The following is a 24,141-nucleotide window of genomic DNA, read 5'->3' as shown; positions in this document are numbered from 1 at the left end:
GGGGATCAGAATAGAAGGTGACTACCATACAAGCAAATAAAAAGGAGTGGTTCAGATGACGCAAGATAGCAAAACCTTAGTCAAAGTGATTGTTTTTCAATTGCAAGATGAAGAGTACACAATTCCAGTCGATGCTGTAGGTTCGATTGAGCGTATGATGCCGATTACTCGAGTCCCTCGAACAGCGGCCTTCGTGAAAGGTGTCATCAATCTAAGAGGGGTCGTAACACCGATCATCGATCTTAGAGAGCGCTTTGGGCTTGAGCATATGGAAGAGACGGAACAGACGCGTATCATTACCGTAACAATCGATGGTATGGCAGTCGGATTGATTGTCGATGCCGCAAATGATGTACTTGATATTTATGAGGATCAAATTGAACCACCACCAGAAGTCGTAGGAACGCTCGAAGCAGAGTACATTCAAGGGGTTGTGAGGATGGACCATCGATTATTCATCCTTCTGAACATGTCTAAAGTGCTGTCGAGTGACGATATCAAACAACTCCAAGAAATTGATGTGTAAATCGGATGAGCTTTGAAGAACGCCTGACAGCAATTCATCTAGATGTATTGAAAGAGATCGGAAACATCGGAGCAGCCCATGCTGCCACTTCTCTATCTAAATTATTGGATCGAAAAGTGGATATGCATGTGCCTGCAGTCCGTCTTGTCGAGTTTGATGAAGTCATGGAACTTGCCGGTGGAGCAGAAAATGAGGTTGTCAGTGTTTTTCTTCGTATTGAAGGAGAGGCGCCCGGAAGCATATTCTTCATCCTTTCTCCAGAACAAGCTGAGCTATTTATTAGCCAAATGACAGGTATTCCCTCGTCAATCTACGATGGATCCGACGAGCTTGCTATTTCAGCATTGCAGGAGCTCGGCAATATTCTATCTGGTTCCTATTTGACTGCTTTATCTGATTTCACCAATTTGGATATCTATCCATCTGTCCCTTCATTGTCGCTTGACATGGTAGGAGCAATTTTGAGTTTCGGTTTAATTGAACTTTCACAAGTGAGCGATCAAGCCATCGTCATTGAAACATCACTTACAGACTGCAGTGATGACAAGTCCGCTCCGATTGAAGGGCACTTCTTCTTATTCCCAGACCCGCAGTCGTACTTACCTTTATTCAAGTCCTTAGGAGTATCGAGCTATGAGTGAGGTGCTCCGGTTGATTAAAGTAGGGATAGCCGATGTCAAAATCGGATCTGCTCCTGATAAAATCCGTACGTCTGGCTTAGGTTCTTGCGTCGGGGTGATCCTTTATGATGAAGTGAAACGGGTTGCCGGAATGGCTCATGTGATGCTTCCAGATTCAACGATGGCGAAACAAGGGAGAATTAATCGATTCAAATATGCTGACACAGCGATGGATGATTTGCTCGGGATGTTGATCGAAGCGGGGGCTTCTAAGTTCCGGCTCAAGTCAAAACTCGCCGGAGGTGCACAGATGTTTCATTTTAAGTCAGAGAGTGATTTGATGCGCATAGGACCTCGCAATGTAGAAGCGGTGAAAAAGAAGTTGCTACACTACCGTATCCCGATTATATCCGAAGATGTTGGAGGGAAAAGTGGGCGAACCATTGTATTCGACCCTGAAACCTCGCGCCTTCACATACGGAAAGTGAATCATGGAGAGGTGACGATTTAATGGCTGGAAGCGTCCTATTTAATCTTTTGTTCGCAGTTTTCGGGTTTTTGTTCATGTTTCTATTTTCTTTGACGGCGAATGTCTGGCAAACGTCGATCATTCGTGGAACAATCGGCTTCTTTCTATTTTTCATCGTTGCTTTTGTGTTCCGCTTGCTATGGGAACTCATCAGTGAGGATAAAGAGAAAGAAGCTGTGGACATGGATGGGAACGAACATGAAAGACAAACGAGCGAATCGGGTGAGGTAAAAGGGTCAGGGGAATTGCCAGAAGCAACGGCGAAACAAACGTCCGAAATGATTCGATCTCTATTAAGTGAAGAAGAGGCTAAGACTACTACTAATGACTAGAAAGAGCGAGGGGGATTACGATGGCAAGCTGTTTGTCTCCTCAGGAACAACAATTATGGGATTTATGGACAACCCATCAAGATGATGACGCTGCGAACCAGCTCGTTCAAAAGTATGACTATCTCGTAAGCTATCATGTCCAGAGAATCTCAGCCCATTTACCGAAAAGCGTAAGCAAAGACGATGTCAGAAGCTTGGGGATGTTCGGACTGTATGATGCACTTAAGAAGTTCGATCGTCAAAGAGATCTGAAATTCGACACGTATGCATCATTTCGTATACGCGGATCGATCATGGACGGTCTGCGGAAAGAGGATTGGCTTCCCAGGTCGGTTCGAGATAAAACGAAGAAAATCGAACAAGCAGCCGAGCGCTTAGAGCAAAAGCTGCAGCGTCCAGCAACTTCTGAAGAAATCGCAAATGACCTCGGTTTGCAGGCAAGTGATGTAGAGGAAACAATCAAAGATTCCTTATTTGCAAATGTATTATCCATGGAAGAGAAACCGAAAGATGGTAAAGATGACCATAAAGAAGGCATCGGCTACTCGATTCCTGACCATCAGACGATTACACCATCAGAATCCATTATACAAACAGAAAACTATGAAGAACTATCCCAACAAATACAAGGACTGAATGATAAAGAACAAATGGTGATCAGCTTATTCTATCACGAAGAGCTGACGTTGACTGAAATTGGTCAGATTATGGAATTAACGACATCCAGAATTTCACAAATCCATGCCAAAGCCATTTTTAAACTGAAACATGCGTTAAAAGACATCATTGAGTCCTAGTATTCCAAGGAGGAGACAGGAACATGGAACTTCAAAACAAATTGAAAGTGTCCGTCTCCGGTGATGGATTGGAAGCTTATGTTGATCTCCTGGACCCGATTGAAGAATCGACTGAGGCAGACCTTCTTTCTTTTTTGGAAGAGAGAAAAGTGACATTCGGTGTTCTTCATGAAGAGATCGGCCGCATCGCAAGTGACGATGGATCAGTCGAATACCCATTACTCATTGCGGTTGGAAAGCAGCCCGTTCATGGCAAGGACGGAAAAGTCATTTTTGATAAAGAAGTGAACTTTGAAATTGATGAGCATGAAAAAGCGAGTTTCAGAGACATCATTGCGATACCCTCTGTTCAAGAAGGTGAACGGATAGCGGCGATCGAACCCCCTACAAACGGCAAACCTGGGACAAATGTGTATGGAGAGGAAATCGCTCCTAAACCAGGGAAACCAGCTCAATTAAGGGCAGGGAAAAATACGACCTTTAAGCGATCAGATGATGCCTTTTATTCCAGTATCGATGGTCAGTTAAGCTCAGATGAACGTTCGTTACAAGTCCAACCCTTATTTGAAGTGAACGGGGACCTTGATTTACGAACTGGCAACCTTGATTTCGTTGGTTCGATTATGATCAATGGGAATGTCCCAACCGGCTTTCGTGTCTTTGCCCAAGGTGATGTCACCATTTATGGGATGGTAGAGGGTGCTACAATTACAGCCGGAGGATCCGTTCATATTTCAGAAGGAATTGCAGGACTTGGAAAAGCAGTGATCGAGGCCGGGCAAGATATCCGTGTCGGCTATATTAATCAGGCTACCGTAGAAGCAGGACAAGATTTATTTGTCGAGTACTCCATTTTACACAGTGATTGTGTAGCTCATCGAAGCGTGTATTGCCAACGTGGACATATTATTGGTGGTACGATATCTGCTGGGGTACACATCGAAGCGAAAGACATCGGCAATAGGATGAACACCCCTACAGGACTTTATTTGGGTGTGAATAAGAAAGTAGAAGAGAAACGTTCTAAATATAATCTCTTGTTAAAAGCGAAGCAAGAGGATCAAACGAAGTTAGAGTTGATTGGTCAAAAGTTAGAAGAAAAAGAGCGTACGAGTGGTGAACTATCAGCCAAAGAACGGATTACTAAGTTGCGGCAACGCAATTCTCTAGCTGCTGTCGAAAAAGAAACAGATGAGCTGAAAGAAACCTTGGAAAATATGAATGTAACGATCGGTAACTTGACTGAAGCAAGGGTTCAAGTGAATGGAAAGTTATACGGTCAGGTTCATTTAGGGTTTGGAAAATATCAACACCAGGTTCGTAGTGAATATAGACAAATCTATGCGTTTCTTTCTCAAGGTGAGATCCTCTTGCGGTCCATTGAGTCATAACGGCAGAGGATCTGAGCCTGAGCCTGCCTCCATCGCTGTTTGATACCAATACAAGACGACATACAATAACTGTAAAGGAAGTGTATGGATGAGTTGGAAATCTGTAGAGATGCAAGTCGCCCTTCCCAGAGTTCAGGATGCAGGTAAACTTCAAGAGCAGATCGCACAACGCAATCCTACCTTGCAACATTTTGTCAGTCAGAAGCAGGAACAGTTAGACAGGAAGAAGCGGGTATCCGTCATGAATTCAGAAAACGTGGAAGATGCTCTTGTGAATGATGAGGGCCCTTCACAAACGCCTTCACTAAGTGAGAAGGGGGCGAACGTAAAAGAAGAAACAATCGACCATCCTTTTTTAGGAAAGCGGGTCGATTACAGTGGGTGACAATGAATGACGATTTTTTTATTAATCATAAGCTTTATCCTTGATGGCATTTTACTTATCGGTTTGTTCATCCTGAGCACTAGAATCAAAAAAACCGAAGAACTGGAACTGCGTCAGAAAGAGATTGCCAGTGAAATCGAGGGCATGTTCTCGTCATATCTAATGGAAATTAAAGAAGAGAACAACCGAATGGGTGAATGGGTGAGAGGGGACAATCACCAAATGGAGCCTCATCGGAAAGCTGAAACAAAGGTTGAACAAGATAAGCCACCAGTCGCTAAACAGTCAGAACCGCAAAATAGGGAAGTCTACCAGCCACCTTTGCCTGAGGAGAAGGCTACAACGTATCAACCCTCCGTCCAGTCGCAAATTCTAGAATTAAGAAAGAATGGCTATTCTTTAGATGAAATCGCTAAACGTTTAGATCGAGGTAAGACAGAAATCGAGCTTCTTCTAAAGTTTCATCAAAAAAATTAGCAAATAAACTTGATAGAACATGGTGCTTATGGTATATTTACTTTCGGTGTCAATACACACGTCTTTGGATTTCTTTGTCGGTTGCTCTCTTTAAGAGAGTTGGTAAAGAAAGATGATCAAGACGGAGGATACTAAAAAAAACCATTCAGGAGGAACAAAACATGTCTGTAATTTCTATGAAACAGCTATTAGAAGCTGGTGTTCATTTCGGACACCAAACCCGTCGCTGGAACCCGAAGATGAAGAAATACATCTTCACAGAGCGTAACGGAATCTACATCATCGACCTACAAAAAACAGTGAAGAAAGTGGACGAAGCTTTCAACTACGTTAAAGACGTAGCAGCTGACGGTGGAAACATCCTATTCGTAGGTACGAAAAAACAAGCTCAAGATACAGTGCGCGACGAAGCAACTCGTTGTGGCATGTACTACATCAACCAACGTTGGTTGGGTGGAACACTAACAAACTTCGAAACAATCCGTAAGCGTATCAACCGTCTTAAAGACATTGAGCGCATGGAAGAAGACGGTACAACTGACGTACTTCCGAAAAAAGAAGTCGTTGATATGATGAAAGAAAAAGATCGTCTTGTTAAATTCCTAGGCGGAATTAAAGAAATGAAGAGCCTTCCATCTGCAATGTTCGTAATCGACCCTCGTAAAGAGCGTATTGCGATTGCTGAAGCTCACAAATTAAACATTCCAGTCGTTGGAATCGTGGACACAAACTGCGATCCTGACGAAATTGACTATGTAATCCCTGCAAACGACGACGCCATCCGTGCCGTTAAATTGCTTACTTCTAAAATGGCAGACGCTGTTCTTGAAGCGAAGCAAGGGGAAGAAACAGAAACAACTGAAGAAGCTGAAGCAGAAACAGCTGCTGAGTAAGGATTCAAAGGTGATAAGGGGGTATACCTTTTATCACCTTTTTTAAAGAAAAACAGAAGCGACTGTTTAGCGGCGTTTGGACTGGACTAAGCTGTAGGAGATAAAGGAAACACTGAGAGCGTAGCAATCAGATGTTGACTTATCGTACAGAAGCGAAGGAAGTTTCACTAGTCGCTAGGAGCTGAAGTTAAACAATGAAAAACGGAAGTGACTGCGTAAACAGTTCTTCAATTGTAAGACAAGCTCGGACCTCCGAGCTTCAATATATGCTCATTTACTTAAGGAGGCTTTCAAAATGGCTGTAAACGCTAAGATGGTAAAAGAACTTCGTGAAAAAACAGGTGCTGGTATGATGGATTGTAAGAAAGCACTAACTGAAACAGATGGAGATATGGAAAAAGCGATGGAATGGCTTCGCGAAAAAGGAATCTCTAAAGCTCAGAAGAAAGCAGATCGTATCGCTGCTGAAGGTGCTGCTGCAATCGAAATCGATGGCAACACAGCTGTTCTTTTCGAAGTGAACTGTGAAACAGACTTCGTTACAAAGAACGATTCTTTCAAATCTCTACTAAAAGAATTAGGTACTCACCTTGTTTCTCAAAAACCAGCTGACGTTGAAGAGGCGCTAGAGCAGCCGCTTCATGGTGAAGGTCAGAAGCTTGGCGATTACATCACAGATGTTATTGCTAAAATCGGAGAGAAAATCTCTCTACGTCGTTTCTCTATTAAAGAGAAAACAGATAACGATGCATTCGGTGCTTACCTTCACATGGGTGGTAACATTGGAGTGCTGACTGTTCTTGAAGGTTCTACTGATGAGCAAGCAGCTAAAGACGTAGCGATGCACGTTGCAGCGGTTAACCCTCGTTATGTATCTCAAGATCAGATCCCTGAAGAAGAAGCAAATGCAGAGCGCGACATGCTTAAAACACAAGCGTTGAACGAAGGCAAGCCTGAAAACATTGTAGAAAAAATGGTTGAAGGCCGTCTGAACAAGTTCTTTGCAGAAATCTGCCTGCTTGAACAAGACTTCGTTAAAGACCCAGACCAAAAAGTGAAGCAATTTGTTTCCGCTAAAGGTGGACAAATCAATTCATTCGATCGCTTTGAAGTAGGCGAAGGTATGGAAAAACGCGAAGAAAACTTTGCTGACGAAGTAATGAGCCAAGTTAAAAAGTAATAATGGACCACATAGGGGACACAGTCGTGTTCCCTATTTTTCAAAACTGCTACATATCTTTGAGGTAGCACCATAAGAGAACTATAGCAACCACACGGGAGGTAACTATGACTACTGCTCGCTATCGTCGTATTGTATTGAAACTGAGCGGAGAGGCCCTTAGCGGTCAGGCTGGTTTCGGTTTAGAACCAAGCATTATTCAATCCGTTTCTCGTCAGGTGAAAGAAGTCGCTGAACTCGGTGTAGAAATCGCCGTTGTTGTCGGTGGTGGAAACATCTGGCGCGGGAAAGTTGGAAGTGAAATGGGGATGGATCGAGCGAATGCTGATTACATGGGCATGCTCGCAACGGTCATGAACTCGTTGGCACTTCAAGATAGTTTAGAGAACCAGGGGATTCCAACCCGTGTTCAAACATCCATTGAAATGAGACAAGTCGCTGAGCCATATATACGTAGAAAAGCCATCCGTCATCTGGAGAAGAAACGCGTGGTAATCTTCGCCGCCGGAACGGGTAACCCGTATTTCTCTACTGATACAACCGCTGCTTTAAGAGCAGCCGAAATCGAAGCGGATGTTATTCTAATGGCTAAAAACAACGTCGATGGCGTATATACCGATGATCCAAAATTAAATGAAGATGCCAAGAAATATGATGAACTTTCTTACATGGACGTGCTGAACGAAGGTTTAGGCGTTATGGATTCAACGGCATCGTCTTTATGTATGGACAATGACATCGATTTACTGGTATTCTCTATTACAGAAGAAGGTAATATTAAAAAAGCCGTTATGGGCGAAAATATCGGAACCATTGTTAGGGGGAAATAATCATGTCAGAAGCCGTGATTAATGAGACAAAACAACAAATGGAGCAAGCGGTACAAGCTTACTCCCGTCAACTTGCGACTGTGAGAGCAGGTCGTGCGAACCCATCGATTCTTGATAATGTATATGTCGACTATTATGGTGCTGCTACACCTTTAAACCAGCTTGCACAAGTATCGGCACCAGAACCACGCTTGCTTGTCATTACTCCATATGACAAGAGTGCTATTGCAGAAGTAGAAAAAGCGATTCAAAAGGCGGATTTGGGCTTATCCCCATCTAGTGACGGTAATATTGTTCGCATCAATATTCCTGCACTGACAGAAGAACGTCGTAAGGACCTTGCTAAAGTCGTTGGGAAGTATTCTGAAGAAGCGAAAGTACAAGTTCGTAACATTCGTCGCGAGTCCAATGATCGTCTGAAAAAGCTTGAAAAAGATGGCGAAATGACTGAAGATGATCTTCGTGCTTTCCAAGATGATGTTCAAAAAGTAACCGATCAGAACGTAAACAAAATCGATGAACTTGCTAAAACAAAAGAACAAGAAATCATGGAAGTGTAAAGATTCCATTCTGTATGCCATAAGGTGTATAAAGCCGCGCTGTTGATGTTTGGCAGCGTGGCTTTTCTTTTGTGCGTAAGCATAAGGATTTCGGTTCAGTAACCTTTGTCATGATAGTGCCTGCGCTTTTCAATCGTTTCGGCATGGTGTAGGATAATAGTATATAATGAATGGAACAAACGGACTGGAGGATTAAAGATGCCAATCAAGTTTCCATTTGCAAGAAAACTTAAAAATAAAGATTCTTTCGTCCAGCCAGTAGGGCTTGACCAAACTCAAATTCCTAAACATGTGGCAATCATCATGGATGGAAACGGACGATGGGCAAAAAATAGAGGAATGCCCCGAATCGCTGGACATAAAGAGGGAATGGGTGTCGTTAAGAAGATTGTCCGTTTTGCTTCTGATATCGGCATTGAAGTATTAACGTTGTATGCATTCTCAACAGAAAACTGGAAGCGCCCTAAGAATGAAGTCGAATTCTTAATGAAACTACCAGTCGACTTTTTAAATACATATTTGCCTGAACTCATTGAGCGTAATGTACGGGTTCAAACCATTGGAGACTTTGATGTACTGCCACCTCATACAAAGAAAGCTGTAGAGGAAGCCATCGAGCGTACAAAAAATAACGATGGGCTTATCTTAAACTTCGCGCTGAATTACGGAAGCCGATTTGAAATGGTCAATGCAGTCAAGCAAATTGTATCCAAAGTAGAGAGTGGAGAAATTGCGTATGCAGATATCGATGAAGATGTATTCTCATCAGAGCTGTACACGTCCGATTTAATGGATCCGGATCTGTTGATTCGGACCAGTGGGGAACAGCGCTTAAGCAATTTCCTTCTATGGCAGCTTGCTTATGCAGAATTCTGGTTCACCGAAGTGTACTGGCCAGATTTCACGGAGAACCATTTCGAGAAAGCTCTCTATGATTATCAAAATCGCAAACGTCGTTATGGCGGAGTATAAGGTGTGAACGTATAATGAAACAAAGGACTATTACAGCCGTTGTAGCGGCTTTGATTTTTATACCGATTGTCTTCTTAGGAGGCACGGTCTTTAAATTATTTGTATATGTTATTGCAAGTATTGCTCTCCTGGAGCTCGTGAGAATGAAGAAAATTTCAAGGTATTCCGTTGCCTCAGGACTCGGGTTGCTTCTCATGTGGGCGCTCATGTTCCCGTATAGTGATTTGGAGGGCTATGTAGATCTTACAGAGTTCATCACTAAATCAGAGATCACATTATTAGCGGTCCTCATTTTATTGAGCTACACCGTACTTGTAAAAAATCGATTCACGTTTGACGATGCCGGCTTCTTATTGATATCTGTCATTTATATCGGTATGGGGTTCAATTATTTAATCGAAACACGCAGTGGAGGTCTTGAGTATTTGTTCTTTGCTCTGTTTGTCGTTTGGGCAACAGACACAGGCGCTTACGTATTTGGACGAGCTTTCGGTAAGCATAAACTTTGGCCGCAAATCAGTCCTAAGAAAACGATTGAAGGGTCCGTCGGTGGTATTATTCTCGCCTGTATCGTCGCCGTCGTATTTCAATTGACAGCTCCTCTTGACCATTCGATGCTGATCGTTTTACTTGTGACGATTCTGATTTCAATCGCGGGACAAATCGGAGACTTGGTCGAATCGGCATTCAAGCGTCATTACGCTGTAAAGGACTCAGGTAAAATACTTCCTGGACACGGTGGGGTTCTTGATCGATTTGACAGCTTGATTTTCATCCTGCCGATTCTCCACTTGATTAACTTTATTACACCGTAGGGGAAGGAGTTCGACAATTATGAAGCAGATTGCCTTGCTAGGAGCGACGGGGTCGATTGGCATCCAGACTCTGGATGTCATTCGTTTACACCCGGAAGAGTTCAACTTGTACGCGATGGCTTTTGGAAGAAACGTTGATAAAGCTTTGCCTCTCATTCGAGAATTTCAACCGCGTCTTGTCGTCGTCCAAGATGAAGAAACGAAAGATCAATTAGCTAAACATATTGATCAACCGATTCTTATTGGGGCGGATGGTTTAATTGAAGTCAGTGTTGTCGATGATGTAGATGTGGTCGTCAATGCCGTAATGGGAAGTATCGGACTTCCAGCTACGTTAAAAGCGATCCAAGCTAGGAAGGTTATCGCGATTGCAAATAAAGAAACACTCGTGACAGCTGGTCATCTAGTCATGTCAGAAGCGAAGAAATACGGTGTCGATCTTTTGCCTGTAGACAGTGAACATTCAGCGATCTATCAATCGTTAAATGGGGAAAGTAAGCAGGATATTCATAAGCTGATCATTACGGCTTCAGGCGGAAGCTTCAGAGACAAGTCCAGGGAAGAACTGGTTGGAGTAACTGTAGAAGATGCGCTCAATCACCCGAACTGGAGTATGGGCGCAAAGATCACGATTGATTCGGCCTCTATGATGAATAAAGGGTTAGAAGTGATTGAGGCGCATTGGCTTTTTGATGTACCCTATGATCAAATTCATGTTATTCTTCATAAAGAAAGTGTCATCCACTCGATGGTGGAATTCGTGGATAGAAGTGTCATGGCCCAACTAGGGACACCCGATATGAAAGTTCCGATTCAATATGCGCTGACGTACCCGAATCGCTTGGATTTGCCGATGACAAAACAGCTTGAATTAGAAGAAATTGCGACATTGCATTTTGATAAGATGGATACTGTCCGCTTCCCTTGCCTTCGGATGGCTTATGAAGCTGGTCGAGCGGGTGGTTCTATGACAACGGTGCTCAATGCCGCGAACGAAGAGGCTGTTCAACTGTTCTTAGAGGGTAAAATCTCGTTCTTGGAAATCGAAAGTAAGATCGAACGAGCATTAGAACAGCACCAAAGGATTCATAACCCGGACTTGTCAACCATACTTTCTATTGATAAGGAAACACGAGAACGAGTTCGTTTCCATTCTTAATACGTAACTTTGTTATGCAGCTTTGTGAATGTACAGGAAGATCTCTTTTCTGTTCAAACGTACAAGAGAACAAAATAAACAGAGTTCAATAAAAGGAAGGTGCTTCATTTGACTACTGTGATTGCATTTATACTCATGTTCGGTTTATTAGTGTTTGTACATGAGTGGGGGCATCTCATTTTTGCCAAACGTGCGGGCATGCTCGCAAGAGAATTCGCGATCGGATTCGGACCGAAAATCTTCGCTTTTACGCGAAATGAAACGCTATACACCATTCGTCTATTGCCTATTGGTGGATATGTAAGAGTGGCCGGGGAAGATCCTGAAATCATCGAATTGAAAGCTGGGCATCACATTGGTCTTGAGTTCAATGACGATGGCAAAGTTAATAAGATCATTGTGAATAACAAATCTAAACATCCCTATGCACGCGTCATTGAAGTCGAGCGTGCGGACCTGGATCATCGTCTCGTCATCGAAGGTTATGAAGTAGATGAAGAAGAGAAGTTGTTCTTTGAAGTCGATCCTAAAGCGATGTTCGTGATGGACGAAAAAGAAACACAGATTGCCCCGTATGATCGTCAATTCGCTTCAAAGTCTGTTCCACAACGTGCCATGCAATTATTTGCCGGGCCAATGATGAACTTTGTCCTAGCGATTATCTTATTTATGATTCTTGGCTTTGTTCAAGGCGTACCATCTGATCAAGCGAAACTAGGCGAAATTCAAGAAAACTCACCTGCCGATGAGTCAGGACTCATGGTGGGGGATGAAGTGGTTTCGATAGATGGTGAGTCGGTCAGTACATGGGAAGAATTTACGATGATCGTTCAAGAGCATCCAGAAGAAAGCATCCTGCTGACCGTGGAGCGTAATGGAAGTACTGAACAAATAGAAGTGACTCCGGCATCGGTTACAAACCGTGACCAAACGATTGGGCAAGTCGGTGTTACAAGAGCTTTTGAGGATTCGATTACTAAAAAATTGACGTTTGGCTTCACGCAGACGTATGAGTGGACAACACTGATCTTGACGAATCTAGGTAAACTTGTGACAGGTCAGTTTTCACTAGATATGTTATCTGGACCAGTCGGCATCTATGATGCGACGGACCAGGTGGTTCAAACAGGGCTCACGAATTTCGTGATGTGGATGTCTATTTTGAGTATCAACTTGGGTATCGTTAACTTATTACCATTACCAGCTTTAGATGGAGGTCGATTGATCTTCGTTGGGTTAGAGGGAATACGTGGTAAGCCAATCGATCCGCAAAAAGAAGGAATCGTTCACTTTATCGGCTTTGCGTTACTTATGTTGCTAATGCTTGTCGTAACGTGGAATGATATTCAACGACTGTTTCTATAAAAGAATGAGCTGGAAGCCCTCGTGAGACAACAGCTCACCAAAGGCTTCCAGCTATTTTTATTTCTACTTTTCTGAAAACACATCTCTATAATGCGATAGGAGTCCATCGATAAGCTGAAACGTAAGAGCTGGACTTTCCTAGAAGTAGAAATAAAGAAAGAGGATGGTCTGAGCGGAAGTCGACGTTTCCAAATCAAGCATTTTTAGATACAATGATAGAAGAATATTTCTTACCAATGATATGGATTGAATAATAGAGAAAGAGTGAGGTGCAAGAGATGAAACAAAGTCAAATGCTTATTCCAACTTTAAAAGAGAATCCAACCGATGCTGAGATACAAAGCCATCAGTTGCTTGTACGGGCTGGTTACATACGTCAGATTGCTTCAGGGATTTACAGTTTCCTTCCGATTGGCCGCCGAGTTTTAAATAAGGTGGAAAACGTCGTTCGGGAAGAAATGGAGAAAATCGGAGCTCATGAAATGATGATGCCGGCCCTTGAACCGTCCGAACTTTGGAAGGAAACGGGACGTTGGAACACGTTCGGCTCTGAATTAATGCGACTTCATGATCGACATAACCGTGAGTTCGCTCTAGGTGCAACACATGAAGAAGTCATTACGAGCCTTGTACGTCATGAAGTGAAAAGTTACAAACAGCTTCCTTTGACGGTATTCCAAATTCAAAACAAATTCCGTGATGAAGCACGTCCCCGCTTCGGACTCTTGCGTGGTCGTGAATTTTTAATGAAAGATGCTTATTCTTTCAACGAATCCTACGAGAGCTTAGATGAAACGTATCAAAAGATGTTTGATGCTTACTCAAATGTGTTTCGCCGCTTAGGCTTGAATTTCCGTGCGGTTATCGCAGACTCTGGCGCTATGGGCGGAAAAGACACACACGAATTCATGGTGTTATCAGAAGTCGGAGAAGATGTCATCGCTTATTCAGATACATCTCGCTATGCTGCTAATATTGAAATGGCACCTGTCGTCACAACTTATGAAAAGTCGACGGAAGCACCAAGAGAAATCGAGAAAGTGGCTACACCTGACCAGAAGACGATGAAGGATGTCGCGGAGTTCTTAGGTCATGACCTTGAACAAGGATTAAAATCGATTCTCTTCCAAGTGGATGAAGAATTTGTGTTGGTGTCGACTCGCGGGGACCATGAAGTGAATGATGTGAAACTGAAAAATCTATTCGATGCGGACATCGTGGAACTAGCTTCAGAAGAAGATACGAAGAAAGTGATGGGAACAGGTTTCGGTTCGATCGGACCAGTCGGGGTGAGTGAAGACGTCAAAGTCGTTGCAGATCTTGCTGTCGAAGCGATGGTCAACGTATCTTGTGGTGCCAATGAAGAAGGCTTTCACTTTACGAATGTGACTCCAGGAAGAGATTTTGAGGTACATGAGTATGCAGATCTTCGCTTTATCGAAGAAGGAGATCCATCTCCAGACGGCGAAGGAATCATCAAGTTTGCCCGAGGAATCGAAGTCGGTCACGTCTTTAAGCTAGGCGAATTTTACTCGGAGCGAATGAACGCGACGTTCTTGAATGATCAAGGGAAAGCGAAAACGATGATCATGGGATCATACGGCATCGGCGTCTCTCGTACTCTTGCTGCCATTGTGGAACAGTACCACGATGATCGAGGCATTACGTGGCCTGCGAACATTGCGCCGTATCAGGTTCACCTTTTATCATTGAATCCAAAAAAAGAAGAACAAAAAGAGTTGGCGGATCAATTGTATGATACACTTCTCGAATCAGGCATCGACGTCTTGTATGATGATCGGAAAGAACGCGCCGGCGTCAAGTTTGCCGATAGTGATTTATTCGGAATTCCGGTTCGCATTACCGTCGGAAAACGCGCAGGAGAAGGCATAGTCGAAGTGAAGGAACGAGCGACTGGTGAGCAGTCAGAATTGCAACGTGATGAGATCGTAAGTTACGTCAAACAATGGTACAATGCCTAGAATGGAAAACGCCCAGACACGTCGGTGTCTTCCGGGCGTTTCCTTCTGTTTAGCATCGATTTTCGAATAGAACACCGAAGAGAGGGTGAGTCCCTATGAGCGTAAATGGTCAAGAAAAAATGCATTATTTATTGGAACAAATCCAGTTCCCACATGACTTGATCGAACCTCATTTTAAAGATAGCTCATTAAAAAAACTAGTTGTCATCCAAGAAAAGAAACAATGGCATTTCTATTTTCAATTCCAGCGCCCATTGCCACCATCGGTCTATGACTTATTCACTGGCAAATTGCTAGCCACATTCAAGCCGATTGCCGATGTCGACTGGACCATTGAGACAACAAATAAAGAATTAACATCAGACCAAGTGGTTGAATATTGGCAAAGCTTTATTAAAACCATGACGGACCTATCTCCAGGCTATAAGGATCTCTTAATGGAACAACTCCCTGAAGTTAACGGGAACAAGGTTATGTTAACCTGTAGGAATTTAGCAGAAAGTCATGCGGTTAAGAAGCGAATCGAATCCCCCTTCCAAGCCTATTGCGCGCGCTCTGGATTACCCGCTCTTCTATTTTCAACCCGTGTGCAAGAGGAACAGGAAGAAATTAAGAAGTTCCAAGAGGAGCGTCAAAAGGAAGATAGAATTCTTGTTCAACAAGCGGTCAAAGAGCAAGAAGAGAGAGCGAAGGATCGTGACGACTCGAAACCAAAAGGTCCCGTTGAGATCGGATACAAAATCCAAGAAGATCCCGTACCGATGGAAACGATTGAAGAAGAAGAGCGTCGCATGACGGTTCAAGGGTACATTTTCGATACGGAAGTGAAAGAACTCCGCTCGGGCCGTCACCTTCTATTATTAAAGGTAACAGACTATACGGATTCCTTTTCTATCAAGATGTTCTCTCGCGGCGACGATCACGCGGATCTTTTCAAACACATTCAAAAAGGGATGTGGATCAAGGCTCGTGGAGGAATCCAAACAGACAACTTCACCAATGAACTAACGATGATGGCGAATGATATAAATGAAGTGAAGCCCAAAGTACGCATGGATGAAGCTCCTGAAGGGGAAAAGCGTATTGAACTGCATGCTCATACGACGATGAGTATGATGGATGCTCCCGTATCTCCTTCCAGATTAATCGGAAAAGCGGCAGAGTGGGGCCACGAGGCCATCGCTGTTACCGACCACGCTGTTGTCCAAGCTTATCCAGATGCTCATTCCGCCGGTGAAAAGAATGGCATCAAGATTATTTACGGCATGGAAGCGAATTTAGTCGATGACGGGGTGCCGATCGCGTATGAAGAGCAAGATCGCGATCTCGAAACAGATACGTATGTCGTGTTTGACGTAGAGACCACAGGTTTATCTGCTGTATATGATAAGATCATTGAACTTGCCGCTGTTAAAGTGAAAAACGGTGAAATCATAGATCGTTTCGAGCGCTTTGCGAACCCCCATCAACCGTTATCTCAAACGACCATTGATTTAACAGGTATTACCGATGATATGGTAAAGGACGCTCCTGAAATTGAAGATGTCCTTCGTGATTTCCATGAATGGATGGAGGATGATATATTAGTTGCTCATAACGCCAGTTTCGATATGGGCTTCTTGAACGCCGGGTTCCAAAGAATCGATATGGGGAAAGCGAAAAACCCTGTAATCGATACTTTAGAACTGGCACGTCTACTTGTTCCAGAGTTGAAAAATCATCGTTTGAATACACTCTGTAAAAAGTTCGATATCGAGCTTACACAGCACCACCGAGCCATTTACGACGCAGAAGCAACAGGCTACTTGCTTTGGAAGTTATTGAAAAAAGCGATGGAACGAGAGATTACAAACCACAAAAATTTAAATGACTATATGGGAGAAGGGAAAGCTTATCAGCGATCTCGTCCATCACACTGCATCTTGCTCGCTACCAATAGCACGGGGCTTAAGAACATGTATCAATTGGTATCTGAATCACACATCAATTATTTTTATCGTGTGCCACGAATTCCTAGATCACGGTTATCGAAACTTCGTGAGGGAATTTTAATTGGCTCTGGTTGTGACAAGGGCGAAGTATTTGAAACGATGATGCAGAAGTCAGAAGAAGAAGCGGAGAAGGTCGCTGAATTTTATGATTATATCGAAATTCAACCACCTGGTAACTATTACCACCTCATGGAACGTGACCTCGTTCAAAACGAATCGCAGATCTATGACATTCTAAAAAGAATCGTCGCCATGGCAGAAAGGTTAGGAAAGACGGTTGTCGCAACGGGGAACACGCATTATGTAGAGCCGCATGAAAGCCAATACCGTCAAATCTTGATTAAGTCTCAAAACGGAAATCCCCTGAATCGACAGACGCTTCCTGAGGTGCATTTCAAGACGACGAATGAAATGATTGAGGAGTTAAGCTTTCTCGGCAAAGATAAGGCGAAGGAAGTTGTAGTGACGAACACCCATACCATTGCCGGGCAGATCGGGGAGGTCACACCGGTCAAAGAGGACTTGTACACGCCGAACATCGAAGGTGCAGACCAGGAAATTCGTGAGATGTCTTACAACAAAGCTGAAAGCATTTACGGCAAGCCTATTCCGGAAATCGTCGAGAAGCGCTTGGAAAAAGAGTTGAAAAGTATTATCGATAATGGATTCGCGGTTATTTACTTGATTTCACAGAAACTTGTAACGAAATCACTTGATGATGGATATCTAGTAGGATCTCGTGGGTCTGTCGGTTCTTCCTTTGTCGCGACGATGACCGACATTACCGAGGTCAATCCACTGCCTCCTCATTACGTTTGTCCGGAGTGCCAGTACCATGAGTTCTTCACGGATGGTTCTGTCGGTAGTGGCTTTGACTTGAAAGAACGAGATTGCCCCAAGTGCGGAACAGCTTTCAAAAAGGACGGACAGGATATTCCGTTCGAAACGTTCCTTGGTTTCAAAGGTGATAAAGTACCGGATATCGACTTGAACTTCTCAGGTGAATACCAGCCACAAGCCCATAACTACACAAAAGTTCTCTTTGGTGAGGAAAATGTGTACCGTGCTGGAACGATCGGTACAATCGCAGAGAAGACCGCTTATGGGTATGTGAAAGGGTATGCCGGAGACAATCAACTACAGTTGAAAAACGCAGAGATCGATCGACTAGTTAGTGGTTGTCAGGGTGTGAAGCGTACGACAGGACAGCACCCTGGTGGAATTATCGTCGTGCCAGACGATATGGACATCTTCGACTTTTCACCTATTCAGTTCCCGGCGGATGATACAAAATCTGAGTGGCGTACAACGCATTTCGACTTCCACTCCATTCACGATAACTTATTAAAGCTTGATATTCTCGGGCACGATGACCCTACCGTCATACGTATGCTCCAAGATCTAAGTGGGATCGACCAAAAGGAAATCCCTGTTGATGACGCTGAAGTGATGAAGATTTTCAGTGGACCGGAAGCCCTTGGCGTTACCTCTGAACAAATCATGTGTAAAACCGGGACTTTAGGTGTTCCGGAATTCGGAACACGGTTCGTCCGTCAAATGCTCGAGGATACAAAACCGAGTACGTTCGCCGAACTTGTCATCATCTCCGGGTTATCGCACGGAACCGATGTATGGTTAGGCAACGCTGAACAACTAATTCAAGATGGCATCTGTACGTTGCCGGAAGTAATCGGTTGTCGTGACGACATTATGGTCTACTTGATGCACAAAGGACTAGAACCATCGCTTGCCTTTAAAATCATGGAATTTGTGCGTAAAGGTCGTGGCCTACAGGACGAATGGATTGAAGAAATGAAGAAACATGGTGTACCGGATTGGTACATTGACTCCTGTAAAAAGATCAAATATATGTTCCCGAAAGCTCACGCAGCGGCCTATGTATTAATGGCTGTTCGGATTGCGTATTTCAAAGTTCACTATCCTATTTTTTTCTATGCTGCTTACTTTACGGTTCGCGCCGGAGACTTTGAGTTAGAAACGATGGTGAAGGGATCTGAAGCCATCCGAGCTAGAATAAAAGAAATCCAACAAAAAGGATTTGACGCGACACCGAAAGAGAAGAACCTCGTAACGGTCCTTGAGTTATCCCTTGAGATGTGCGAACGTGGATATGGTTTCAAGAATGTCGATTTATATCGCTCAAGTGCAACAGAGTTTCTAGTGGAAGATAATCAATTAATTCCGCCATTCAATGCGGTTGACGGACTGGGAACGAACGCCGCGATCAACATCGTCAATGCTCGCGAAGACGGAGAGTTCTTATCCAAACAAGACTTGAGAGAGCGTAGTAAGATTTCAAAAACAGTGCTTGAATACTTGGATAATTTCGGGTGCTTAGAAGGCATGCCCGATGAGAATCAGCTCTCCCTCTTTTAGGACTGAGTCGCTCAGGATCTCATGATTAAAGGGGGAGACCTTTCCCTTCGATGCTTAGGTGATTTGCATATTTTAAGCATGTATGGTATATTTTTTATGGTGTTAAGAGCGATATGAACGACCGAAAGAGTGGGGCAACCCACTCTTTCGTCATATTTATTGCAGAACTTTTGATTTTGTAAAGGCATGAAGCCTGAGTGACCCGAACCGCTATGATCCTTTGTCATAGCGGTTTCTCATGGCTCTTCAAACCCCTCTAGATTGACACGAAAAAATGAAATGATTGAGAACATGCCATACTAAAGCTAACAACATATTTTTAAGGGTTCAAAAGGAGGGAAGCACATGAGCAATCATGTTGTATCCGTTACAGAAAGACTTGTTCAACCGATATTAAATGAAATGCAATTAGAGTTGGTCGATGTTCAATTCGATCAAGAAGGCTCAAATTGGTATTTGCGCGTTTTTATCGACAAGCCAGGCGGCGTCGATATTGAGGAATGCGGCCAAGTATCAGAGAAATTAAGTGAACAATTGGATGAAGAAGATCCGATTGACATTGCCTATTTCTTAGAGGTAGCTTCTCCGGGAGCGGAAAGACCACTTAAGACGGAGAAGGACTTTGAGAAATATGTTGGCGAATACGTGTATATGAAGCTTTATGAGCCGATTGACGGGGAAAAAGAATTCGAAGGTACTTTACAATCGTTCGAAAATGAACTGGCTGTCGTCGAAATCCGTATTAAGACACGGACAAAGCGTCTGGAAGTACCATTTAATAAAATCGCCAAAGCCAATTTAGCGGTAAGCTTTAACTAAAGGGGAGGAAGACAGTTGAGTAGTGAATTATTTGATGCCATGAATTATTTAGAGAAGGAAAAGGGCATCGACAAGAACTTATTGTTGGAAGCGCTTGATGCAGCGCTCATTTCCGCATACAAAAAGAACTTCAATTCTGCAACGAATGTGCGTGTAGATATTAATGAAGAAGAAGGCACGATGAAGGTCTTCGCAAGGAAAGAAATTGTGGAAGAGGTCATGGATCCTCAACAAGAAATTTCTTTAGAAAATGCAAATGAAATCGACCCGAACTACGACATAGAGGATGTCATTGAAGTGGAAGTAACACCGATGGACTTCGGTCGTATTGCGGCTCAAGCTGCAAAACAGGTGGTTACACAGCGCGTACGTGAGGCCGAACGTGGCATCATTTACGGTGAATACGTAGATCGAGAAGAAGATGTCATGACGGGAATCATCCAGCGAAAAGATCCTCGTTTTGTCTATGTAAACCTTGGGAAGATTGAAGCCCGTCTACCTGAAGGGGAACAAATGCCGACCGAAACGTATGAGGTTCATAACCGCTTGAAAGTGTTCGTGACAAAAGTAGAGAACAGCAACAAAGGTCCTCATATTTACGTGTCACGTACACACCCAGGCTTACTGAAGCGTCTTTTCGAAATGGAAGTACCTGAAATTTATGATGGTACAGTTGAAGTCATTTCGGTAGCTCGTGAAGCAGGGGATCGTTCGAAGATTTCGGTGTATGCAGATAACCCAGAAATCGATCCGGTTGGTTCTTGTGTTGGTCAGCGTGGGCAACGTGTACAAGCGATTGTCAATGAATTGAAAGGCGAGAAAATCGATATCGTGCAGTGGTCCGAAGATCCTGTCGAGTACGTATCGAATGCCCTTAGCCCATCAAAAGTCGTCGAAGTCCTCGTAGACGAAGAAGAAAAAGCAACCACTGTCATCGTCCCGGACTATCAGCTGTCCCTTGCTATCGGGAAACGTGGCCAGAATGCACGTCTAGCTGCTAAGTTGACGGGGTGGAAGATTGACATCAAGAGCGAAAGTGAAGCCCGGGAAGAAGGGATGCTTTCTGAAGATGCATCCGTTGAAGAAGATGTAGACCTTGAAGACTAATGGTCTGAAGAATAAGGAGGGGGAGACGATGACCCGTTCCAAAAAAGCTCCTTTACGTAAATGTGTGGTTACACAAGAGATGATTCCGAAACAGCAGCTCATCCGCGTTGTTCGCAACAAAGAAGGAGAGGTCTTTGTTGACGAAAGCGGAAAGAAAAATGGTCGTGGTGCTTACATTTCTAAGAGCATGGAGGCCATTGAGCGTGCAGAGAAACAAGAGATCCTCAATCGTCATTTAAAGGCGAAAGTCGATTCAGATATCTATGAACAGTTAAAAACGATCGTAAAGGCAGATAAATGATGAGTGGCGGATATTTAAATTTACTTGGACTCGCTGTTAGAGCAGGCAAATGCACGCTCGGCGAAGAAGCGATCGTCCGAGATATTCAGAGAAAAAAAGCAAAAGTCGTCCTCATTGCCAACGATACGGGAAAACAAACGAAAAAGAAGCTAACAGATAAATGTAGCTTTTATAATATACCTTGCTATACGGTGGACGATCGGGATACATTATCACAATCCATCGGAAAGGCGGGGAGAGTTGCGATCGCAGTTCTTGACCAAGGCTTTGCGAAAAAGTTGCAATCGCTGCTCGATGAATCTATTCGGGGGTGAAGATTGATATGAGTAAAATGCGCGTATATGAATATGCCAAGAAAAACGAATTATCAAGTAAACAAGTCATCGATAAACTACAGAAGATGAACGTAGAAGTGACAAACCATATGTCAACTTTAGAAGATGACGTAGCTAGCAAATTGGATAAAGAGTTCGGTAAAGGACAACAGAGCCAGAAGCCTGCCTCAAAGCCGAAGAATAATCCAAAACAAAACAACAATCAAAAGCCGAATAACAAGAAAAATCAGAAGCCGAATAACAATAAGCCGAACAATCAAGGCAAACCACAGCAGAAGAAACAGAAGGCAGCAACACCGGAAAAGATTACGTATTCTGGTTCATTAACTGTCGGAGAACTCGCTGAAAAGCTAGGAAAAGATTCTTCTGAAATCATTAAGAAGCTCATGTTCCTTGGTGTGATGGCCACGAAAAACCAGGACCTTGATCCAGACTCGATCGAGCTGATTGCAGGTGAGTATGATGTAGAAGTCGAAGAGGAAGTCATTGTCGATGATACAGACATCGAGAACATGGTCTTTGATGACGAACCTGAAGACTTGCAGGAGCGCCCTGCTGTTGTAACGATCATGGGTCACGTCGACCATGGTAAAACAACACTTCTAGACCGCATCCGTGATGCTAAGGTTACAGAAGGTGAAGCTGGCGGAATCACGCAGCATATTGGAGCCTACCAGATTGAAGAGAATGATAAGCAAATCACATTCCTTGATACTCCAGGTCACGCCGCTTTCACAAGCATGCGTTCTCGTGGTGCACAAGTAACGGATATTGCCATTCTTGTAGTCGCTGCTGATGATGGTGTAATGCCACAGACGAAAGAAGCGATTAGTCACGCTAAAGCTGCAGGTGTACCAATCATCGTAGCTGTCAACAAGATGGATAAAGAAGGGGCCAACCCTGACCGTGTCATGCAAGAGCTTATGGAATATGAATTGATCGCGGAAGAATACGGTGGTGAAACGATCTTCGTTAAAATGTCTGCTGTTCAAGGCGAAGGTATTGAAGAACTATTAGAAATGATCGTTCTTGTATCTGAAGTCGAAGAGTTGAAAGCCAACCCTAACCGTATGGCTTACGGTACAGTCATCGAAGCTGAGCTGGATAAAGGGCGCGGACCTGTCGCGACACTTCTTGTCCAAAATGGAACACTGAACGTAGGGGATGCCATTGTTGTAGGGAACACACACGGACGTGTGCGTGCTATGGTCAATGATATCGGTCGTCGCGTAAAAGTCGCTGCACCATCTACTCCAGTTGAGATCACGGGATTGAATAACGTCCCACAAGCAGGAGATCGCTTCCTTGCTTTTGAAGATGAAAAGAAAGCCCGTTCTGTCGGAGAAGCTCGTGCTCAGAGAGCGCTGGAAGAAAACCGTAGCGCAACTGCGAGGGTTAGTCTAGATGACTTGTTTGAGCAAATCAAACAGGGTGATATCAAGGATATCAATTTAATCGTCAAAGGTGACGTTCAAGGTTCGGTTGAAGCCCTAACAGGATCTCTTGAAAAAATCGATGTTGAAGGTGTGAAAGTTAAAATCATTCACACAGGTGTCGGTGCGATTACGGAATCAGACATTACTCTTGCTTCCGCTTCTAACGCCATCATCATCGGTTTCAACGTGCGTCCTGATGGGAATGCTAGAAAAGCAGCCGAAAGTGAAAACGTAGAAATCCGCCTACACAACATCATTTACAAAGTGATGGAAGAGATCGAGGCGGCTATGAAAGGGATGCTCGACCCTGTATATGAAGAGCAAATCGTTGGACAAGTGGAAGTACGTGAAGTCTTCAAAGTGTCCAAAATCGGTACAATTGCTGGGTCGTATGTAACGGACGGTAAAGTGACGCGAAACTCAGGTGTCCGCGTCATCCGTGACGGTGTCGTCATTTACGAAGGTGAAATTGACGCGTTGAAACGTTACAAAGACGATGCAAAAGAAGTTGCTCAAGGATATGAGTGTGGAATAACAATTAAGAACTTCAACGACATTAAGATCGGTGACATCATAGAGCCATATGAAATGAAAGAAGTCGAGCGTAAATGATATTAAGCGCTGAAGTGGAATGCTTGATCTATGATTCTCAGTCGCTGAAGGAAAAGCGCTCGGTACTAAAACGGGTGATCACAAGAATTCAAAACGAATTCAACGTATCAGTCAGCGAACTCGAGCATCAGAATCTCTGGCAGCGGACCACCATCGGTCTCGTTACCATAAACAGTGATAAAGTCATTGCAGAGAAAACGATTCAGCAAACCCTCGCGTTTATCGACTCTTTTCCGGAATTGGAGCGTGCGGATACGCTGCTGGAATGGTTGTAAAATATTGATCAAGACTTGCGTAAAGCACCTTTTTTCGAGGTGCTTACGCTTTTAT

The 24,141-nt window shown here is 43.7% G+C and carries 24 protein-coding genes; all 24 read left to right on the top strand.

Annotation, left to right across the window (positions count from 1 at the left end; translation table 11 throughout):
• Positions 1–55 precede the first annotated feature (55 nt).
• The gene (locus H0266_RS04155; RefSeq protein ID WP_181471105.1) at positions 56–526 is read left to right on the top strand and encodes a chemotaxis protein CheW; all 471 of its coding nucleotides are present in this window, start codon (positions 56–58) and stop codon (positions 524–526) included.
• 5 nt (positions 527–531) lie between these two features.
• The gene (locus tag H0266_RS04150; protein WP_181471104.1) at positions 532–1,167 is read left to right on the top strand and encodes a chemotaxis protein CheC; all 636 of its coding nucleotides are present in this window, start codon (positions 532–534) and stop codon (positions 1,165–1,167) included.
• Complete coding sequence (locus H0266_RS04145) at positions 1,160–1,657, top strand: chemotaxis protein CheD (RefSeq protein ID WP_181471103.1); 498 nt, start codon at positions 1,160–1,162, stop codon at positions 1,655–1,657. Before H0266_RS04150 ends, H0266_RS04145 begins: the two co-directional genes overlap by 8 nt.
• Entirely contained in the window at positions 1,657–2,007 is a 351-nt protein-coding gene (locus H0266_RS04140) for a hypothetical protein (RefSeq protein WP_181471102.1), read from the top strand. The genes H0266_RS04145 and H0266_RS04140 overlap by 1 nt, the downstream gene beginning before the upstream one ends.
• Positions 2,008–2,027: 20 nt before the next feature.
• Positions 2,028–2,804, top strand: a complete 777-nt coding sequence (locus H0266_RS04135; protein ID WP_181471101.1) for a FliA/WhiG family RNA polymerase sigma factor — start codon at positions 2,028–2,030, stop codon at positions 2,802–2,804.
• A 23-nt stretch (positions 2,805–2,827) separates the two neighbouring features.
• Complete coding sequence (locus tag H0266_RS04130) at positions 2,828–4,195, top strand: FapA family protein (protein WP_181471100.1); 1,368 nt, start codon at positions 2,828–2,830, stop codon at positions 4,193–4,195.
• Positions 4,196–4,283: 88 nt separating this feature from the next.
• Complete coding sequence (locus tag H0266_RS04125; RefSeq protein WP_181471099.1) at positions 4,284–4,580, top strand: hypothetical protein; 297 nt, start codon at positions 4,284–4,286, stop codon at positions 4,578–4,580.
• 6 nt (positions 4,581–4,586) lie between these two features.
• Complete coding sequence (locus tag H0266_RS04120; protein WP_181471098.1) at positions 4,587–5,057, top strand: DUF6115 domain-containing protein; 471 nt, start codon at positions 4,587–4,589, stop codon at positions 5,055–5,057.
• Positions 5,058–5,218: 161 nt separating this feature from the next.
• Complete coding sequence (rpsB, locus tag H0266_RS04115; RefSeq protein WP_181471097.1) at positions 5,219–5,950, top strand: 30S ribosomal protein S2; 732 nt, start codon at positions 5,219–5,221, stop codon at positions 5,948–5,950.
• A gap of 295 nt (positions 5,951–6,245) precedes the next feature.
• Positions 6,246–7,130, top strand: a complete 885-nt coding sequence (tsf, locus tag H0266_RS04110) for a translation elongation factor Ts (protein ID WP_181471096.1) — start codon at positions 6,246–6,248, stop codon at positions 7,128–7,130.
• Positions 7,131–7,237: 107 nt separating this feature from the next.
• A complete protein-coding gene (gene pyrH / locus H0266_RS04105) occupies positions 7,238–7,960 on the top strand; it encodes a UMP kinase (protein WP_181471095.1) in 723 nt (240 codons plus the stop codon).
• Between the two features lie 2 nt (positions 7,961–7,962).
• The gene (gene frr / locus H0266_RS04100; RefSeq protein ID WP_181471094.1) at positions 7,963–8,520 is read left to right on the top strand and encodes a ribosome recycling factor; all 558 of its coding nucleotides are present in this window, start codon (positions 7,963–7,965) and stop codon (positions 8,518–8,520) included.
• A 198-nt stretch (positions 8,521–8,718) separates the two neighbouring features.
• Positions 8,719–9,492 carry an undecaprenyl pyrophosphate synthase gene (gene uppS, locus H0266_RS04095; protein ID WP_181471093.1) on the top strand — a complete coding sequence of 258 codons (774 nt, stop codon included), beginning with the start codon at positions 8,719–8,721 and terminating at the stop codon, positions 9,490–9,492.
• Positions 9,493–9,506: 14 nt separating this feature from the next.
• On the top strand, positions 9,507–10,307 hold the full coding sequence (locus H0266_RS04090) for a phosphatidate cytidylyltransferase (protein WP_181471092.1): 801 nt from the start codon (positions 9,507–9,509) through the stop codon (positions 10,305–10,307).
• Between the two features lie 19 nt (positions 10,308–10,326).
• The gene (gene dxr, locus H0266_RS04085; protein ID WP_181471091.1) at positions 10,327–11,466 is read left to right on the top strand and encodes a 1-deoxy-D-xylulose-5-phosphate reductoisomerase; all 1,140 of its coding nucleotides are present in this window, start codon (positions 10,327–10,329) and stop codon (positions 11,464–11,466) included.
• 108 nt (positions 11,467–11,574) lie between these two features.
• Positions 11,575–12,831: an RIP metalloprotease RseP gene (rseP, locus tag H0266_RS04080; protein WP_181471090.1), complete on the top strand. Its 1,257-nt coding sequence runs from the start codon at positions 11,575–11,577 to the stop codon at positions 12,829–12,831.
• 278 nt (positions 12,832–13,109) lie between these two features.
• Positions 13,110–14,813, top strand: a complete 1,704-nt coding sequence (locus tag H0266_RS04075; protein ID WP_181471089.1) for a proline--tRNA ligase — start codon at positions 13,110–13,112, stop codon at positions 14,811–14,813.
• A 95-nt stretch (positions 14,814–14,908) separates the two neighbouring features.
• The gene (locus tag H0266_RS04070; RefSeq protein ID WP_181471088.1) at positions 14,909–19,201 is read left to right on the top strand and encodes a PolC-type DNA polymerase III; all 4,293 of its coding nucleotides are present in this window, start codon (positions 14,909–14,911) and stop codon (positions 19,199–19,201) included.
• Between the two features lie 345 nt (positions 19,202–19,546).
• Positions 19,547–20,020 carry a ribosome maturation factor RimP gene (rimP, locus tag H0266_RS04065; protein WP_181471087.1) on the top strand — a complete coding sequence of 158 codons (474 nt, stop codon included), beginning with the start codon at positions 19,547–19,549 and terminating at the stop codon, positions 20,018–20,020.
• A 15-nt stretch (positions 20,021–20,035) separates the two neighbouring features.
• Positions 20,036–21,127 (top strand): transcription termination factor NusA, encoded by a 1,092-nt coding sequence (nusA, locus tag H0266_RS04060; RefSeq protein ID WP_181471086.1) that lies wholly within the window; start codon positions 20,036–20,038, stop codon positions 21,125–21,127.
• 28 nt (positions 21,128–21,155) lie between these two features.
• The gene (rnpM, locus tag H0266_RS04055) at positions 21,156–21,428 is read left to right on the top strand and encodes an RNase P modulator RnpM (RefSeq protein ID WP_181471085.1); all 273 of its coding nucleotides are present in this window, start codon (positions 21,156–21,158) and stop codon (positions 21,426–21,428) included.
• Positions 21,428–21,742, top strand: coding sequence for a YlxQ family RNA-binding protein (locus H0266_RS04050; protein WP_181471084.1), 315 nt, complete (start codon positions 21,428–21,430; stop codon positions 21,740–21,742). Before rnpM ends, H0266_RS04050 begins: the two co-directional genes overlap by 1 nt.
• 8 nt (positions 21,743–21,750) lie before the next feature.
• On the top strand, positions 21,751–23,811 hold the full coding sequence (infB, locus tag H0266_RS04045) for a translation initiation factor IF-2 (RefSeq protein WP_181471083.1): 2,061 nt from the start codon (positions 21,751–21,753) through the stop codon (positions 23,809–23,811).
• Complete coding sequence (locus H0266_RS04040) at positions 23,808–24,086, top strand: DUF503 domain-containing protein (RefSeq protein WP_181471082.1); 279 nt, start codon at positions 23,808–23,810, stop codon at positions 24,084–24,086. The genes infB and H0266_RS04040 overlap by 4 nt, the downstream gene beginning before the upstream one ends.
• Positions 24,087–24,141 lie beyond the last annotated feature (55 nt).

Source organism: Halobacillus locisalis (assembly GCF_013694105.1).
Taxonomy (GTDB): domain Bacteria; phylum Bacillota; class Bacilli; order Bacillales; family Halobacillaceae; genus Halobacillus; species Halobacillus locisalis.
This window is presented reverse-complemented; position numbering and strand designations above follow the sequence as displayed.